Origin of the sequence: Roseburia rectibacter, from assembly GCF_014287515.2 — a bacterium.
Taxonomy (GTDB): Bacteria; Bacillota; Clostridia; order Lachnospirales; family Lachnospiraceae; genus Roseburia; species Roseburia rectibacter.
Genome location: NZ_CP092473.1, coordinates 3,127,775 through 3,144,573, shown reverse-complemented (window position 1 = coordinate 3,144,573; position 16,799 = coordinate 3,127,775). Strand labels below are relative to the sequence as shown.

The 16,799-nt window shown below is 40.8% G+C and carries 18 protein-coding genes; all 18 read left to right on the top strand.

Translation table 11 applies throughout. The annotated features are described in order from the left end of the window. Positions 1-47: 47 nt before the first annotated feature. The 18 genes from H8S51_RS14570 (at position 48) to H8S51_RS14485 (ending at position 16,781) form a co-directional block, all read left to right on the top strand. Positions 48-1,235, top strand: coding sequence for an A/G-specific adenine glycosylase (locus H8S51_RS14570; RefSeq protein ID WP_186899592.1), 1,188 nt, complete (start codon positions 48-50; stop codon positions 1,233-1,235). Positions 1,236-1,675: 440 nt separating this feature from the next. Further along, a complete protein-coding gene (gene glf / locus H8S51_RS14565; RefSeq protein WP_186899593.1) occupies positions 1,676-2,839 on the top strand; it encodes a UDP-galactopyranose mutase in 1,164 nt (387 codons plus the stop codon). Between the two features lie 15 nt (positions 2,840-2,854). Further along, positions 2,855-3,868, top strand: a complete 1,014-nt coding sequence (locus tag H8S51_RS14560; protein ID WP_186899594.1) for a glycosyltransferase family 2 protein — start codon at positions 2,855-2,857, stop codon at positions 3,866-3,868. 14 nt (positions 3,869-3,882) lie between these two features. Further along, positions 3,883-4,518, top strand: coding sequence for a DUF4190 domain-containing protein (locus tag H8S51_RS14555; RefSeq protein ID WP_186899595.1), 636 nt, complete (start codon positions 3,883-3,885; stop codon positions 4,516-4,518). Positions 4,519-4,582: 64 nt separating this feature from the next. After that, positions 4,583-5,359: an ABC transporter ATP-binding protein gene (locus H8S51_RS14550; RefSeq protein WP_330646647.1), complete on the top strand. Its 777-nt coding sequence runs from the start codon at positions 4,583-4,585 to the stop codon at positions 5,357-5,359. Continuing rightward, entirely contained in the window at positions 5,356-6,561 is a 1,206-nt protein-coding gene (locus tag H8S51_RS14545; RefSeq protein ID WP_186899597.1) for an ABC transporter permease, read from the top strand. The genes H8S51_RS14550 and H8S51_RS14545 overlap by 4 nt, the downstream gene beginning before the upstream one ends. A 101-nt stretch (positions 6,562-6,662) precedes the next feature. Further along, positions 6,663-6,914 (top strand): hypothetical protein, encoded by a 252-nt coding sequence (locus tag H8S51_RS14540; protein WP_241070754.1) that lies wholly within the window; start codon positions 6,663-6,665, stop codon positions 6,912-6,914. Between the two features lie 683 nt (positions 6,915-7,597). Next, the gene (locus H8S51_RS14535; RefSeq protein WP_015560316.1) at positions 7,598-7,867 is read left to right on the top strand and encodes a helix-turn-helix domain-containing protein; all 270 of its coding nucleotides are present in this window, start codon (positions 7,598-7,600) and stop codon (positions 7,865-7,867) included. Positions 7,868-7,891: 24 nt separating this feature from the next. After that, positions 7,892-8,608: a LytR/AlgR family response regulator transcription factor gene (locus H8S51_RS14530; protein ID WP_186899598.1), complete on the top strand. Its 717-nt coding sequence runs from the start codon at positions 7,892-7,894 to the stop codon at positions 8,606-8,608. Further along, a complete protein-coding gene (locus H8S51_RS14525) occupies positions 8,609-9,904 on the top strand; it encodes a sensor histidine kinase (RefSeq protein WP_118210345.1) in 1,296 nt (431 codons plus the stop codon). Positions 9,905-10,064: 160 nt separating this feature from the next. Further along, positions 10,065-10,217, top strand: a complete 153-nt coding sequence (locus tag H8S51_RS14520; protein WP_241070752.1) for a cyclic lactone autoinducer peptide — start codon at positions 10,065-10,067, stop codon at positions 10,215-10,217. Further along, positions 10,214-10,813, top strand: a complete 600-nt coding sequence (locus H8S51_RS14515) for an accessory gene regulator B family protein (protein WP_186899599.1) — start codon at positions 10,214-10,216, stop codon at positions 10,811-10,813. Before H8S51_RS14520 ends, H8S51_RS14515 begins: the two co-directional genes overlap by 4 nt. Continuing rightward, a complete protein-coding gene (locus tag H8S51_RS14510; RefSeq protein WP_055193076.1) occupies positions 10,785-12,542 on the top strand; it encodes a vWA domain-containing protein in 1,758 nt (585 codons plus the stop codon). The genes H8S51_RS14515 and H8S51_RS14510 overlap by 29 nt, the downstream gene beginning before the upstream one ends. Positions 12,543-12,553: 11 nt before the next feature. Next, complete coding sequence (locus H8S51_RS14505) at positions 12,554-14,734, top strand: hypothetical protein (protein ID WP_006858384.1); 2,181 nt, start codon at positions 12,554-12,556, stop codon at positions 14,732-14,734. 34 nt (positions 14,735-14,768) lie between these two features. Further along, entirely contained in the window at positions 14,769-15,197 is a 429-nt protein-coding gene (locus H8S51_RS14500; RefSeq protein ID WP_006858383.1) for a hypothetical protein, read from the top strand. A 17-nt stretch (positions 15,198-15,214) separates the two neighbouring features. Beyond that, positions 15,215-15,640 (top strand): hypothetical protein, encoded by a 426-nt coding sequence (locus H8S51_RS14495; RefSeq protein ID WP_006858382.1) that lies wholly within the window; start codon positions 15,215-15,217, stop codon positions 15,638-15,640. Between the two features lie 108 nt (positions 15,641-15,748). Next, a complete protein-coding gene (locus H8S51_RS14490; RefSeq protein ID WP_186899600.1) occupies positions 15,749-16,192 on the top strand; it encodes a J domain-containing protein in 444 nt (147 codons plus the stop codon). A gap of 52 nt (positions 16,193-16,244) precedes the next feature. Next, positions 16,245-16,781: an FHA domain-containing protein gene (locus H8S51_RS14485; RefSeq protein ID WP_147350176.1), complete on the top strand. Its 537-nt coding sequence runs from the start codon at positions 16,245-16,247 to the stop codon at positions 16,779-16,781. Positions 16,782-16,799: the final 18 nt, after the last annotated feature.

Sequence of the window (16,799 nt, the reverse complement as noted above, 5' to 3'; positions counted from 1 at the left end):
ATGAGCACAGAAATGAAGAATATTATAAAAGAAAGTTTGAGAGATACATGTTAAAAGATTACGACTTAAAGCAACTGGTATCCCCATTATTAAAGTGGTTTTTAAGCCATGCCCGCATACTGCCGTGGCGTGAAGAACCGACGCCATACAGGGTGTGGGTTTCAGAGATCATGCTCCAGCAGACAAGAGTGGAGGCAGTAAAATCATATTTTGAACGTTTTACGAAGGCATTGCCGGATGCAGGTGCACTTTCTGTCTGCCCGGAGGATGAACTTTTAAAACTTTGGGAGGGATTAGGGTATTATAACCGTGTCCGGAATATGCAGAAAGCTGCTGTGGAAGTCGTGGAAAACTATGGTGGACAACTTCCGGCAGATTATGAAAAACTGTTGAAACTGAAAGGAATCGGTCATTATACAGCAGGTGCGGTTGCGTCTATTGCATATGGAATCCCGGTTCCGGCAGTCGATGGGAATGTGCTTCGTGTTTTAACACGCGTTTCGGCAGATGATACGGATATTATGAAACAGTCTTTCCGGAGTGAGATGGAAGCATTGTTGGAAGAACTGATGCATGGGACTGGTGACAGAAATGAGAAAAATATATTCCCATGGATGGAGGATGCAGTGGATCTGAGGGCACAGGTATATCATGGAAACCTTGCCGGTGCGTTTAATCAGGCGCTTATGGAACTTGGAGCGACAGTCTGTGTGCCAAACGGTGCGCCGTTATGTGAAGAATGTCCGTGGGAAAAACTGTGTGAGGCAAAAAAACAGGGACTGATAGAACAGATACCGGTTAAAAGCAAGGCGAAACCGCGTAAGATCGAGAAAAAAACGGTTCTGATCTTAAGGGATGATCAAAAGGTTGCAATCAGGAAAAGACCGGGAAAGGGACTTTTGGCAGGACTGTATGAACTTCCAAATGTTGAGGGAAATCTGGGGCAGGAGGAAGTACTTTCTCTGGTAAAAGAGATGGGATATGCACCGATCCGTATTCAGCCGTTGGGGGATGCAAAACATATTTTTTCCCATATAGAATGGCATATGACAGGATATGCGGTCCGTGTGGAGGAACCGGAAATGCAGCCACAGGTGCAGAGCGAAAAAATTGGTACAGACGGATTATTATTTGTGGATGCAGAAGATGCGAAAGAAAAATACGCCATACCATCTGCATTTGCTGCTTATGCAAAGTATATGAATATTTTGCTTGGAAATGAAAAGAACAGATAAAAAAGAGGGAGCCGGTGCAACAGCACCGGCTATTCATTATGAAAAAGAGTGTGTATGGAAAGTGAAGTGATTCACTATTTGCTGGGAGGAACCTTGCTTATCTGATAAGCAAGGCTGCCTGACTTACATCAGGTATGAAAAAAAGTTCTATGAAAAATTTTAACTTGTTGCCTTAACTGTGAGTTTAGTATACCGGGGAATTGTGACCGTCGTATGCCTTGTTTGTGAGAAATATGTAAATAAAATATGAACAACTACGGAATATGGTAAGAATTAAGAATATCTAAAGAAAAAATTGATTGGTTTGCAGTGGGAAAATGTGTATAATAAAGTGGCTATGATGTTATGAAAATCGGAAAACAAGAAGGAAAATCGTGCCGAGTTTGCTGGGCATGCTTGCCAGGGACTCGCATTTTCCTTCGGAAAACAAGGAGGATTTTATGTACGATTGTATCGTGATCGGCGCAGGAATTGCAGGTGCTGTCAGTGCGAGAAAACTTGCGGAAGAAGCCGGAAAGAAAGTGCTGGTTTTGGAGAGACGCAGTCATATCGGAGGCAACTGTTATGATGAGCCGGATGCACATGGAATATTAATACATAATTACGGACCACATATTTTTCATACAGGAATCGAGGAAGTGTATCAGTATCTGTCAAGATTTACGGACTGGTATGCATTTGGGCATGAGGTGGTAGCAAAGGTTGGAGATCGTCTGATCCCGGTTCCATTTAATTTAAATACACTTCATATGGTATATGATAAGGAAAAAGCGGATGCCTTAGAGCAGAAACTGATCGCTGCATACGGTGAGGGAAGCCGTGTACCGATCATGAAATTACGTGAAAATGATGATCCTGATATTCGTGAGATCGCACAGTTTGTATATGAAAATGTATTTTTAAAATATACAATGAAGCAGTGGGGACAAAAACCGGAGGATATCAGTCCGGAAGTAACAGGACGAGTTCCGGTGCTGGTTTCCTATGATAACCGTTATTTCCAGGATAAATATCAGGGAGTACCCAAAGAAGGATTTACACCGATGTTTGAGCGTATGTTAGATCATGAGAATATCACGGTTGAGACAGGTGTTGACTGCAAAGAACGGCTACATTTTGAGGAAGATCAGATTTATTTTGATGGAAGACCGTTTGATGGGGATGTTATTTATACAGGTGCACTGGATGAATTGTTTGACTGTCAGTTTGGAAGACTTCCGTACCGTTCCTTAAGATTCGATTTTGAACATTATAATGAAGAATCTTATCAGGGACACAGTGTGGTCAACTATACGGTCAGCGAAGATTTTACGAGAATTACAGAGTTTAAATATCTGACCGGACAAAAAGACACGGATGGAACCACGATCGTGAAGGAGTATCCGTTTGCTTATACAGGAGCGGAAGGAGAAATTCCTTACTATGCGATCTTAGAACCGAAAAACCAGGAACTGTATGAAAAATATCATGCACTTGCAGGCAGACTGCCACATTTTTATCTGCTTGGACGACTGGCAGAATACAAATATTATAATATTGATGCGATGACGAAAAAAGCGATGGAACTTGCCGATGCGATCATGGCAGAAAATACAAAAAACTGATCGGAGGATTTATATATGAAATTAATGACATTTGCGATTCCATGTTATAACTCACAGGATTATATGGAAAACTGTATCAAATCACTGCTTCCGGGAGGTGATGATGTTGAGATACTGATCATTGATGATGGATCAAAAGACAGTACCGGAGACATTGCAGACGCTTATGAGAAAAAATATCCGGGGATCATCCGGGCGATTCATCAGGTAAATGGAGGACATGGGGAAGCAGTTAATGCAGGCATCCGCAATGCGACAGGACTTTATTTTAAAGTGGTAGACAGCGATGACTGGGTAGATGGGGAGGCTTATAAGAAGATTTTAGATAAACTTCGTGAGCTGACCGGCGGCAATCAGACGCTTGATATGTTTATTGCCAATTATGTCTATGAAAAAGAAGGTGTACGCCATAAAAAGGTAATGCATTACACAAACCTGCCGAAAGACCAGATTTTTACATGGAATGATGTGTCACGCTTCCGAAAAGGCCAGTATATCCTGATGCATTCTGTGATTTACCGTACAAAACTGTTGCGGGAATGTGGATTGGAACTGCCGAAACATACTTTTTATGTGGATAATATTTATGTGTACAAACCATTGCCGAGCGTAAAGACGCTGTATTATATGGATGTCGATTTTTACCGTTACTTTATCGGAAGGGAAGATCAGTCAGTCAATGAGAAGGTGATGATCAGCCGTATCGATCAGCAGATCAAGGTAAATAAGATCATGGTGGATGAGTTTGATCTCTGGAAGATTCCAAACCGCAAACTGCGCCATTATATGTTTAATTATTTAGAGATTATTACAGTTATTTCTACGATCATGCTGATCCGCTCCGGCACCGAGGAAAACCTTCTGAAAAAACGTGAACTATGGAAGTATATCAAAGACCACGATATCCGTTTATTCCATCATTTACGTGCAGGAATCATGGGGAATGCAATGAATCTGCCGGGCAAGGGAGGCAGAAAGATCTCGGTTGCTGCATATCGTTTGTCGCAGAAAGTAGTTGGATTTAATTAAGAGGTAATGGGAATATGAGTGAAGAAAATAACTGGGATTATGGAACAAATGAGCAGAATATAAATCAGGGGAATCCTGTCAGCCTGGAGAAAAATATGACTGATGATGCGCAAAAGGTAAATTTAGAGAAGAATACAGCAGACAATCCGTATTATACAAATACTTCATATGGAAACGGTGGTACAAATTATAATTACGGACAGGCAAATGACAGTGCAGGTTATAACTATGGACAGCCGAATGGAAGCGCGGAATATAATTACGGACAGTCAAACGGAAGTACAGAATATAATTACGGACAACCGGCTGGCAGGTATGGAAGTAATAAGTCAGAAAGTGAAGGCTTTGGTATTGCGTCGTTAGTACTTGGAATCATTACGGCTTTGCTGTTCTGTACCTGTATCAGCTGGATCACCGGTATTCTTGCGATTATTTTTGGTATCATACAGCTTGTAAAAGGAAATAAAAAAGGAATGGCGATCGTTGGTCTGATCACAGGCGGAATCGGATTTATCGCATCGGTCATTCTGTATATTCTGATCTTCTTTACCGGTCTTGGATCGTATAGCAATTATGATGATATTTACAATCATATTTACGATGATATTTATGATGATATCGAAAATAGCATGGATGATGGAACAATCTGAAAAATTTTTGCTGGAACAGCATAGATGATGACAGAATGATTCATTTGTTTTTATGGAGAGGGTTATGGAAGAATTATTGAAAGTCAGTGGATTGTCTAAGACATTTCATCTGTCGAAGAAACAACAGAAACTGGAAAAGACCGCAGCCAAAGTTAAGGTTGCGGTGGATGATCTTTCCTTTTGTACTTACAGGGGGGAAGTTTTTGGATTATTAGGACCAAATGGAGCGGGAAAGACAACAACGCTTCGCATGTTAGCAACGCTGATCAAACCAGATAAAGGTGATGCTCTGATTGACGGAAGCAGTATTGTGACAGATCCGAACGGTGTTCGGAAAAAGATCGGATTTCTGACGAGTGAATTAAAACTGGAAGAATTTTTTACACCGAATTACCTGTTTGACTTTTTCTCAGAATTATACGGTATTGATCCGGCAGAGCGGGATGAGAGAAAACGGCTTCTGTTTCAGAAGTTTGGTGTGGATGAGTTTGCAGAGGTAAAAGTTTCTAATCTTTCAACCGGTATGAAGCAGAAGGTTTCATTGATCATTTCACTGGTACATGATCCGCAGATCATTATTTTTGATGAGCCGACGAACGGACTTGATGTTATCACGGCAAAGGTGGTGACTGATTTTCTGCAGGAGCTGAAAGCTGAAGGAAAAACGATCATTGTTTCAACGCATATTTTTTCGCTGATTGAAAAAATATGTGACCGTGTTGGAATTATTATCGATGGGAAAATGGTTTTGTGTGATACGCTCTCTCACGTGACTGCGGAAATGACGCTTGAGGATAAGTTTTTTGAAATCTATCAGGAAACGGCAGGTGAGATAGTATGAGTAAAAAAATGATTGCAATCATGAAAAAAGAGTTCGCCCGCTTTTTTGGAGATAGAAGACTGGTATTCACCACGATTTTGATGCCGGGATTGATGATCTACATTCTGTATACACTCCTTGGACAGGGAATCATGAAGCAGTTTGCAGCTTCTGAGGATTATGTGTATCAGATCTATACGGTGGATCTGCCGGAGTCATTTTCTTATTTAAAGACAGAATCTGATTTGGAAGTGACGGAAATTTCAGCAGAAACAGAGTCCGATGTCTTAGAAAAGATCGAGGCAGAGGAAGCAGATCTTTTGATGGTATTTCCATCAGATTTTGATGCGGCTGTTGCTGCATATGATCCGTTAGATACAACGCAGGTAGCTCCGGATATAAAGATGTACTATAATTCGGTTTCGACAGAATCGTCAACAATTTACAATCAGATGTATCAGGTTTTTGATGATTATGAATCTTCTCTGGCAAATAAGTTTGATATCAATGCCGAAGAAGGTGTGAAATATGATGTTGCAACGGAAAAAGATACTTCCGCGCAGCTTTTTTCCATGCTTTTACCGATGCTTTTGATGTCATTTTTATTCAGTGGCTGTATGGCGGTTGCCCCGGAATCCATCGTCGGGGAAAAGGAGCGCGGAACGATCGCAACGCTGCTTGTCACACCGATGAAACGCAGCGAGCTTGCCGTCGGAAAAGTCTTAAGTCTGAGTGTCATCGGACTATTGGGCGGAGTTTCCAGCTTTATCGGCACGATGCTGGCACTTCCGAATCTGATGGGCGGTGCGGCGCTTGAGGATGACAGTATGACAGACGGGGTGAGTGCAGCAGTATACAGTGGAGCTGATTATGTACTGTTGTTATTTGTCATTTTAAGTACGGTTCTGGTAATTATCGGTGCAATCTCCCTGATGTCCGGCCTGGCAAAGAGCGTCAAAGAGGCAGGAACGATGGTTTCGCCTCTGATGATCGTCGTCATGCTGATCGGTGTGTCGACGATGTTCGGGGATGGTGCGCCGAAGGAGGTTTACTGGTATCTGATCCCGTTTTATAACAGTGTACAGTGCATGAATGGAATTTTTTCCTTTGATCTTGTGCCTGTTAATTTTGTGGTAACAATCGTGGCAAACCTTTTGTATGCACTGGTTATGACGGCCGGGTTAGCAAAGATTTTTGACAGCGAGAAGATTATGTATAGTTGAGAGGCAGCAGGTTATAAATAAAAGTATAAAATCCGCAATATCAGTCATATATTACAGATAAGAGAAAATATAAAGTTATACAAATATGGGAGATTGCGCGGGTGCTTTTATCTGTAAAAAAGATTTTTCATAAACAAAGAGTTCATTATCCGAAAGATGTTCTGATCGCTGCAGTTATTTTTGCAGCAGCAGTCTGTCAGTGGGGCGGCAATCATGAAAATGCCAGAGAGACATTGTCTTTTGCGGCACAGGAAGATACCGCAGAAAAAAAGGTGGCGATTACTTTTGATGATGACGTTATAATAGGACTAAGTCAAGAGATTAGCTATAAAGAAGCGGTTTCTATGATTTAGTCCTATTTTCGCTATTCTAAGGAGAGTAGATAGGGCAGCGCTGTTATATTAAAATCTTATAGTGAATAGCCGGGATCTGTCAATATTAGGGATATTGGCTGATGTCGTTATGACCAAAGCAGGGCTAAATCTAAATTCCATGAAAATGGGATACTTGATTTAGCTCTGCTTTAATTTTTATCGGGAGGAGGCAAGTGCTTAACCCTATTTTTATCCAAGTGCATATAAAAAATGTGATGATATGCTGTGACAGTCTGATTATTCCGGTACAGTCGGAAACGCTGGCGGTAGAGGGAATGGCAGAGTTTCTAAGGGCTTTCCACAGAATCAAGAGCCACGCAAATGCAGAGACGCAGCAGGAGAAAACTAAGCAATGTCAAAGGAAACAGACTGAAAAAAAGTATTTAGGATAAAATAGAAATATAGTCTGGTTACACATTGGTAATAAACGTAAAATGACGTATATGTTAAGCTTAAAATGATAATTTTGCAAATAAAATAAAAAATTTCTTGTAGATTATTAAACCATAGCAAAATAAATTAGTATACAGAGCATTCTTAAATAGTCAAAGAAAAGATATGATAAAGGAAAATGAGTTTCGGAGATAGAAATGAAATTAGACTATTGCGCAATAGGTATGAGAATAAAAGAGCGTCGGATGAAGAAAGAATGGTCGTAGGAGATGCTGGCATCTACTGTTGGAATTTCTAATCCACATATGAGTAATATAGAGCGGGGAAAGACAAAAGTAAGCTTGGCAACTTTGATAGATATTGCAAACGCTCTGGATACGACATTTGACGCATTGATTTGTGATAATCTGGTGAAAGGGAAAGTTGTTTTTGATGAAGAAATTTCACAGGAATTGGAAGAATGCAGTGAAGAAGACATCAGAATTGTTTATGATATGGTAAAAGCGTTGGTTAAGAGTCTGGCAAAACGGAAACATTAGTTGTTACAGTGGGGGCAAAGATATATGATAAGGATCGGGATTTGTGATGATTTAGTAGAACAACTTCAGATACAGGAAGAGATGGTTAGGAATATCGTTTGCCGTTTGGGGCTGAATACAGAAATAAAATGTTTTCAAAGCGGAGAAGATTTGCTATGGGAAATGGAACAAAAAGGCAATATGGATATCATTCTTTTGGATATTGAAATGGGCGGGATAAACGGAGTTGAAACGGCAAGACTTATTCGGGAAAAGGATAACAGGGCGATTTTGTTCTTCATTTCCTACTATGAACAGTATTGTAAGGAAATCATTAATGTACAGCCATTTCGGTTTATAGACAAGCCTGTTTCGGAGGAGGAACTGGATCGTGGGTTTAGAGAAGCGTTTAAGGCGATGAGTCAAAAAGAAGAAATTTTTGAGTATACATATAAAAAAGTTCCACATAAGATTTTGGTAAATAAAATTCGTTATTTTGAGAGTGATAAGCGACAGGTGAATCTTTACAGTACAGACGGTGTTTCTTCCTTTTATAAAAAACTGGATGAAGTAGAAGTACAGTTAGAACAGATGAATATCAAGTTTTTAAGGATTAGTAAATCTTATCTGGTCAATGTGAACTATGTAAAGGAATTTCGGTATGAAAAAGTAGTGATGGATGACGGCAAAGAATTTAAAATAGGTCCCAGATATAAGGATAAAATAAGAAAAAGTTATATTGAATTGATGAGGATAAGCTAAATGATGAAAGTAATGCTGGCAGCCATTGAAATTTTTTCTTTAGTGTATCAGAGAATTTTTGCACAAAAAGTCCTGACACAAAGAAAGTATGGAAGAGTGTGGGAGTGTTTTGTATGGGGAATGTATTTTGTTATTTCTAATTTTTTTACTTACAGTTTTGCAAAAAGTGCGTGGGACAATACAGGAATATTTGTTGTCTCATTTTTTTTTGCTTTACGTATTTTATATATAGATTCTGCATGGGTTTTATCGGCAGTTACTGCTTTTATGGCAATTAGTGGAGCATTATCAGAAGTATTGACTTATTATGGATGGCAGATATTTGTTCAGAAAAGTGGAGTCAAAGTAGATACGGCAAATGAGGATTACTTACTATTGCTGGTTTCCAAGCTAGTTATGTTTTTCTTTATAAAAATATTGCTGGCGCTTATCAAGCGGCATAAAAATATCAGGTTGAATACACAGGAATGGGTTGAAATTTTTATGATTCCCGGAGGAAGCATTGTCATTTTAGCTGAAATGATCTGTCAAAAGGAAAGCATGAGCGAGACATTGGATTTTGTGGCAGCGCTTATGGTAATGCTGATAAATATTTTTACATATTATTTGTATGATAAAATTGGAGAAACAGCAGAAAAAAGAGTACGGGAAGAGGTTTTACAGGAGCAAAGTGAATATTATCTCAGACAGTACAATGAAAACATGAATCTGTGGGTAGAAATGAGTGAGTTCCGCCATAATATGACGGAACGGTATCTGATGGAGAAAATGTATCTGGAGAAAGGAGACTATGAGGCACTCAAAAAATATTGCGATAATTCTTTAGAAAAGTTACATAAGCAGAGAAAAGTATCTAATACAGGGTGTTTCTATTTTGACAGTATTATTAACTATAAAGCGGCGGTTGCTGAGACATTTGATATTAAATTTGAAACAAAGCTGATGATACCGAGAGATTTAAAAGTGGAAACAGAAGATATCTGTATCTGTCTTGGAAATTTGTTGGATAATGCGATAGAGGCATCCAAAAAAGTGAAAGCAGAAGAACGTAGTGTTTGCGTAGAAATACGAGTGGATAGAAGAAACCTTATGATGATGGTTTCTAACCATTACGAAGAAGAACGGAAAAAGAGCGGAAATCATTATATGACAACAAAAAAAGAAAAACACAGGCATGGATTTGGACTGAATATAATAAGGAAGATAGCCAGACGGTATGATGGGGAGGTTATCATTGATGATGGGAATCATCAATTTGTGGTGACAGTATTATTGTATGAGATTTTTTCTATGTAAAGAAATGTAAAGGGAAATAAGAGATGCGTGAGTGAGAGACAGGCGTCTCTTTTTTTTGCATAAAAATAAAAAAGTTACAGATAACCATACGATTCTTGACGTTTTGAAGATTCTGTGTCGAAAAATGGTATTATTAGGAAAAAAGAGAGGGGGAATCAAGATGAGAAATCTGTTAAACCGCTATTTGAGCAATTTAATGACATTTGGTCTGGAGAAAGTAGCAACAGGCGCTGCAACAAAATGCTGCTATTTTATTCTGCATCAGCCCAAGGTGCCGGAAAATCTCAAAAAGTTTTCTGAGAGTAAGAAATGAGAAAACTTTTTGAAAGAATCGTAGACTTCATGGAAGAAAATGGAAGCATTCAATCGGAGTACAGGGATATATATCTATTCGCGTTGCAGACCGTTGCTGTATATGCTTTCAATATTGGAACGGGTGTTGTCATTGGCGCGGCCTTTGGGGAATTGTTATATTGCATGATATTTCTGATTGCATTTATGCTGTTGCGGCAGGAAGCAGGAGGATATCACGCACCGGGATGGATGAGCTGCTATTTTCTTTCATGTGGGATTCTGGTTTTAACCTTGTTATGGATAAAAGCAGAATTTGCTTATCAGACCTGTCTTACAATCGCTGCGGCGTTGGCAGCGGGGATGGGGATATTTCTATTTGCTCCCCTGGAGGATAAAAATAAGCCTCTGGAGGAAGCAGAAAAGAAAGTAATCGGAAAAAAGGCGCAAATCATAGTTGTAACAGAGCTGATACTCGGAATGGTATTCTTAGCGGTAAATCAGAGAGCTGCATATGCGGTTTTGGGCGCAGTTATCTGGTGTGGAGTGATTTATCTGGCATGGTCAGTAAAAAGATATACGGAGAAAAATGGGAAAAGTAGAGAAGATAACAATTAAATTGGCAATGCTGTTCATAGGGCTTTCTTTGCTGTTTCCGGCAAGGGTTTTGGCAGCGGAGAAGAATGAAATCAATGAAATCACCGAAAAAAAGCAGATTATATTTTTGCTGGATGCAAGCAAATCAATGCAGGGAGACGGACAGTGGATTGAGGCAGCGGACAGCGCATGCATGATAGCGTCGGCGTTGCCGAAAGAATACGAAGTGGCATTGCTGGTATATAACACGGAAATTGTTTATGAGGAAGATTTCGGAAACATTAATCAGAAAACCAGACATGCACTCGAGACGGTAGAACTGCAGGGCTACACCACCCCAGCGGTGGCGTTGGAAACGGCGGCTGATATGTTTGACAGTGCGGCGGCAGATAAAAGAGTGGTATTTATTTCCGACGGGGAAATTTCTCTGCGGGATCAAAGCGAAACAGAAACTGCAATCAGGCAGTTTGAAAATATGGTGGATCAGATTGCAGAACAGGGAATAAAAATTGACATGTTTGCAATCCCCAATGATAAGACGGAGAATGAGGTTTCGTATGGAACGAAAGTGACGTCAGGAGAGCAGTATACAGTAGGCGAAAACCAGACGATTGAAGAAATCACTGCAAAATATCTGTTCCAGACGTTACAGATAGAAAAAATAGAACTTGGCGAGGCGGTTTCCGGAGAAGGAAATATGACAGTGGATCTGCAGGATACTTATATGCAGAATGCAAAGATACTTCTCGTGTCAGGGGAAAACATCGAGGATTTTCATGTTGCAGGACAGTGTGAGAGCCTGAATATGCTTCAGGGAAACAAGTTTGCGGTTGCTGAATTGGAAAATCCATTGGAACGGCAGATTACAATGGACTATTCTCTGGAAAACAGAGGAAATGTCCATACTTATCTGATAAAAGAATATTTTTTAAAAGCTGATATGGAGAAATCCTATACATCAGAGGAAGGGACATTTACCCTGAAGGTAAATGTTGTAAACCATCAGGAGAAGCCGGTTTTGGATTCGGAAACTTTAAAAGACAGTATTTCTGTTTTGATTAATGGCAAGGAAGCGTCTTACCGTGTGGAAAATGGCACGGCGATGGTTCCGTATCAGACAGACGAGACGGCAAAAGTGAATGTGGAAATTGCAATTCAGCCGTCGGGAAATGTGGTTCATTACATAAAAACGGCAGATACGGTGGAATTGACAGTTCCGGTTGTAGAGGAGGAACCTGATTATACGGTTCTTTGGATTGTAATTATATCTTTATGTGCAGTGGTACTTTTGCTCTCTGTTTTATATGAAAGGAAAAAGCAAAAAAAAAACGATGGTGAGACGGGTTCCATTATCATAGAGAAATCGGAACCTCCTGTGCTGCCGAAATATGATTTCTCGGGACAGTTGGCGGTATATTTGTTAAAGGGGGAGCAGGAAGACGACGTTGCGCCCTGCAGTATTAAGTTATTCGGAAAATCACGAAAAAGTATATCCTTTGACTGGATCAAAGACCGCTGCGGGATTGACTATAAATTATCGGATGCAGATAAAATCAGGTTTACTGGCGGAAAAGACCATGCACTGTGTTTCAAAAACAGTGGTTATGCAACAATCGTAAAAGAAAACCAGATTTTGAAACGGGAGAGAAAGTATTCTTTATACTATGGAGAAAAAATATTGCTGATTTTTAATAATGGAGGAACAGAAATTGAACTTCATTATAAAAATATGAAACCAAGCGAAAGGTAAGGAGGAACAAAGTGAATACAATAACACAGACAAACAGGACGATTCTCTTTGAGGAAATCAATCCGGAAAAGCTGAATCTTCTGACACTTGTTGGAGACGTCAGGGGGGTAAACAGCGTAAGTGACGACAAAATCAAAGAAATAAACGATGCCTTGCTGGTGAGAAGTTTTGACGAATTTTTGGAGAAATTTGAGCCGGTGGTGTATTCGTATTTTGACGCAAACAATCAGAAAGTAATCTATACGCTGAAAAAACCTGAAACGATTGAAGATGAGTTACTGAGTGAAATTCATCTGAACCGCCAGAATGATTATCTGAAAATGCTGATGACGCTTGTTGAGGCAAAGCGGGCGGAGGGAAGCATCAACGTAGATTTTAAATTTGAGAAACTGACGGATATGATTTCACCCAAAAAGGTCATGGACGATATCCGACAGAACCGAAAAGAACTTCAGTATACCTACAGCGAATATGCGAAACTTGAGGACGGCGATCCGAAGAAGTTAGATACGGCAGATAAGCTGAATCTGATGTTTGAAGAAGCAAGTGTCAATTACAACAATGTAATGGCAATGCTGCCGCTTGCGATAGAGGATATCAAGACAAGGCTGTTGTTGGGCGATGGACAGAAGAAAAAAGACGAAGCGCCGTTAAGCATTGGCGTGCTCAGTATGGATGAACACGGAGAACTTAAGATTTTAGAGGCGCCGAAGGAAAACAAAAAAGAGCTGATGGTATTAGACGACAATGCCAACGCCGGACTGATTCAGGCAATCGAGAAAGACTATATGGATTTGAACGAGGACGGAAATGAGTATGTTATGTCGTTGGTTGCAAGAACTTTCTGTCCGCTGGCATCTACGATGGAGAGTGTGGTAGATATTGAGAAAGAAGTAGCGAACTACAATTCTTACCTTGAGTTCTACAAGCGGAGCAAGGATGATTTTATCAAGACAGTAAAACCGTTGGTGGAAAAAATCATGGGGGTATGGGCTTTCTTCGAGCAGTATCCGAGAAACTGCAAGGGAATGAAACCTTCTCTGGTGGTATCGAATGTGAGCAACGATATGCTGGCAAAGAGCAGCAACATTCCGCGACTTTTAGCATATCTCAATACGGTAAACGCAAAAAATGATTTTGAGAATACCATCTGGTATGCCATTGTTCCGTCGGTTTCCTTAAACAGCAGTTCTAAGCTGAAGGCGGTAAAGGAGCGTTTTAAAGGAAATGAGAACGTAGAGAAAGAGGATGTGAACAGCATGGAATCGCTGGTTCGGATTCTGGATGCGCTGAAAGATTATGAAGTGCAGTGTTTCTTCAGCTATGAGACGGGGGACAAGACCACCTTTAATGTTATGGCGACAGAGGGAATTGAAAAATATGAAACAAAATGCACGCAGTTGATTGGCAAGCCTTTTAGTGAATATGCAATTCCCTGTATCCCGAATTTTACCGTAATACCAAAAGACAAGTCCGGCGTCATTCTGGATAACAAAATGTACATTACAGAGCAGAATACGGCAGCGCTGTCTAAAGAAAAAGAAGATGTTATGAAAATCTGGATTGATGGTGTCTACATAGGAGCTGCTTATGTGGCAGCCGGTTTGGTGGCAGCTTACCAGAGTCCGGACTACTTAAAAGAAGTGTTTAAGAAAAACGTGGACGATGAGCTTCCGGGTGTCCGGTTTGACATTGAGTCAGGAGATCACGCACTGCAGGTTCGGACTACCATGGCAAAAGAGATTACAGGATACACCAACGATATCAAGAGCGATATCAACCGGAAGAATTTCGGATTTGTATTTTCTTCCGAAAATGCAGTGCTTAAGGATATGAATATCCAGAACATTATGGTCTACAAGGCACGTAACCTGCTGACAGACGGAAAGAGTTATGAGCCAATCTATAAGACACAGGTGACTACTTACATTCAGAGAGTGATGCGTTTAGCGACAGGCGATTTTAAGCAGGAAAATATTGTGGAGTTTTTCTCCAGCAAGCCTACCAGCCAGAGAAGCAGATGGATGGAGAAGAAGGATTGCATCAATGCGATTATCGGAAACGGAGACGATATCCGGTATTCCATCGACGAGGCAGCGGGATACTGCACGCTTGATATCGCATTTAACGGTAACGTGAAGAATCTCGAAATCGAGATTAACCGGGTCAACAGCGAGGACAGAACATTTTAAATAAAGTCTAAAAGAAAAGAAGGAGGAAACGAACATGGGTTTTAGATTAGCAGTGAGTGGAGGCGCAGAGAACATCAATCTGGACGAGAAAACTATCCAGAAAGTTACGTTCAGTTCCGATTCCGCAACAGATTCCAACGCAAGGGCTACAGATTTTGGCATTGCAGTAAAGATTACCGGAAAAATGTTGTATAAGGTGGGAGCAGACGGAGAAGACGGAACACTTGGATTATCCAAATGGTCTCAGGTTCCGTCCGAGCAGGCAGACTGCTACAGAAATGCACAGATCGATGTTGTATCAGCAGGACAGGTGGTAAGAAAGTACACAATCCCCAATGCGTTTGTCATGGAATATGAGGAGCATATGGATGATGAAACCGGTGTGGGTACATTTTATCTCCACATCAAGCAGAAAAAAGACGAGAATGATGCGGTGAAGATCGAAGGCGGCTACGGTGAATAAAGAAAGGAGAGGAAATTATGTCATTTTTAGTAAAAGTCGAAGGAAGCGAGAGCTTTGAAGTGGCGAAGGAATGTGTCAGAAGCGTAAAGGTTACTACTGATATTCCGCTGGATTCTAATGCGAGAACGAAGGATGTCGGCGCAACTATGGTAATTACCGGAAAGATTTTAGCGGCTTTGGACGGGGATATTACTGACAGTACCAGGAAGCTGGCATTATGGTCCGTTGTTCCGGCGGAGAAAGTGGACTGTTATCGGAAGGTGACAGTAGAGCATGTGGCAGGCGGTGTAATGGAGAGAAAATATTGTTTCCCAAACGCATTCGTGCTTGACTACAAAGAAGAGTTTGGCGATGTAGAGGGAACCGGAACCTTCACATTAGTACTCAGACAGAAGAAAGACAAAATCGCTTCTGTAGCGGTAGAAGGAAATTATTCAGCATAACAGCAGGGCGCAGATTGTCAGCAAATAGGACAGCCTGCGCCTTAAATCGGCAATAGAAAGCGCATTTTACGGGCTTTCTATTGCCATGAATGAAAGGTTGGAACAAATATGAATCCATATCATGTATTAGGGGTTTCGCAAACGGCTGATGAGGACACCATAAAAAAGGCATATAGAAAAGCGGCAAAAGAATGCCACCCCGATACACATCCGGGAGATAAGCGGGCAGAGGAACGGTTTAAGGAAATCGGAGAGGCATACCGGATTCTGAGCGATAAACAAAAAAGAAAAGAGTACAACGCTAGGGCAGCGCAGAAAGAACAGAAAAGTGCGGCAGGAAGGAACAGCGCTGGGACAGGAAGGAACGGTGCTGGGACGGGCAGAAAGAATACCGGAGGAGGAACGATTGATCCGGGAGATATTGAAAAGGAATTTGAACGATTTTTTTCCATGGGAAAGCAGAGTGAGAAAAAGGAGAATCGCACGCAACAAAAGATTAATCCCATGGATGTGACAGATTTATTTGAACGTTATATGGGATTGAAACGTTGAGAAAGACGATTTGATTTTTCAGACGCAGATTTGCGGTGATATTGAGGTGAAAATGAATAAGAAAAATTTCATGGACATGATGATATGCAGTCTTTCCGCTGCAATTATAATTCTATGTTTTACATATATGGAGCAGAGCAGGGGGCGGGATACGCTTATGGCTGTCTGCGGGATTGTATTTCTGGCATTTTTGCTGCTGGCAGTGACGGATTCTCTGTCCGGCAGACAGAAAAAAAGAGGAAATGGGCGGGGAATACAGGAACTGTTGCTGTTAGATGAAGAGGGAAACGAAATATCAGCCTGGCATATTGGCGGAAAGACGTCCCTTTTAATCGGACGGGACGAGCATAAGGAAAACGTGGACATTAATCTTCAGAATACAGAGTATGGCGGAATGGCAGACCGTCAGCACGCCGTGTTAAATTATGCGGCGGGGCAGTGGTATATTGAAGATTTAGGAAGCAGAAACGGTGTAAGAATCCAGGATGCGAAGGATGGCAAAGTGTATCAGGTGTCAAGGGAGCATCCCTGCCGGATTAACACAGGCGATATTATTTTTATCGGGAATACCAGATTAGGGGCAAAATAGCGTGTACATATGGAGGAA

Bases quoted from the DNA above. Each gene is read 5' to 3' on its own strand.
- H8S51_RS14570 (WP_186899592.1), top strand. From the start codon at position 48: ATGTTAAAAGATTACGACTTAAAGCAACTGGTATCCCCATTATTAAAG.
- glf (WP_186899593.1), top strand. From the start codon at position 1,676: ATGTACGATTGTATCGTGATCGGCGCAGGAATTGCAGGTGCTGTCAGT.
- H8S51_RS14560 (WP_186899594.1), top strand. From the start codon at position 2,855: ATGAAATTAATGACATTTGCGATTCCATGTTATAACTCACAGGATTAT.
- H8S51_RS14555 (WP_186899595.1), top strand. From the start codon at position 3,883: ATGAGTGAAGAAAATAACTGGGATTATGGAACAAATGAGCAGAATATA.
- H8S51_RS14550 (WP_330646647.1), top strand. From the start codon at position 4,583: ATGGAAGAATTATTGAAAGTCAGTGGATTGTCTAAGACATTTCATCTG.
- H8S51_RS14545 (WP_186899597.1), top strand. From the start codon at position 5,356: ATGAGTAAAAAAATGATTGCAATCATGAAAAAAGAGTTCGCCCGCTTT.
- H8S51_RS14535 (WP_015560316.1), top strand. From the start codon at position 7,598: ATGCTGGCATCTACTGTTGGAATTTCTAATCCACATATGAGTAATATA.
- H8S51_RS14530 (WP_186899598.1), top strand. From the start codon at position 7,892: ATGATAAGGATCGGGATTTGTGATGATTTAGTAGAACAACTTCAGATA.
- H8S51_RS14525 (WP_118210345.1), top strand. From the start codon at position 8,609: ATGATGAAAGTAATGCTGGCAGCCATTGAAATTTTTTCTTTAGTGTAT.
- H8S51_RS14520 (WP_241070752.1), top strand. From the start codon at position 10,065: ATGAGAAATCTGTTAAACCGCTATTTGAGCAATTTAATGACATTTGGT.
- H8S51_RS14515 (WP_186899599.1), top strand. From the start codon at position 10,214: ATGAGAAAACTTTTTGAAAGAATCGTAGACTTCATGGAAGAAAATGGA.
- H8S51_RS14510 (WP_055193076.1), top strand. From the start codon at position 10,785: ATGGGAAAAGTAGAGAAGATAACAATTAAATTGGCAATGCTGTTCATA.
- H8S51_RS14500 (WP_006858383.1), top strand. From the start codon at position 14,769: ATGGGTTTTAGATTAGCAGTGAGTGGAGGCGCAGAGAACATCAATCTG.
- H8S51_RS14495 (WP_006858382.1), top strand. From the start codon at position 15,215: ATGTCATTTTTAGTAAAAGTCGAAGGAAGCGAGAGCTTTGAAGTGGCG.
- H8S51_RS14490 (WP_186899600.1), top strand. From the start codon at position 15,749: ATGAATCCATATCATGTATTAGGGGTTTCGCAAACGGCTGATGAGGAC.
- H8S51_RS14485 (WP_147350176.1), top strand. From the start codon at position 16,245: ATGAATAAGAAAAATTTCATGGACATGATGATATGCAGTCTTTCCGCT.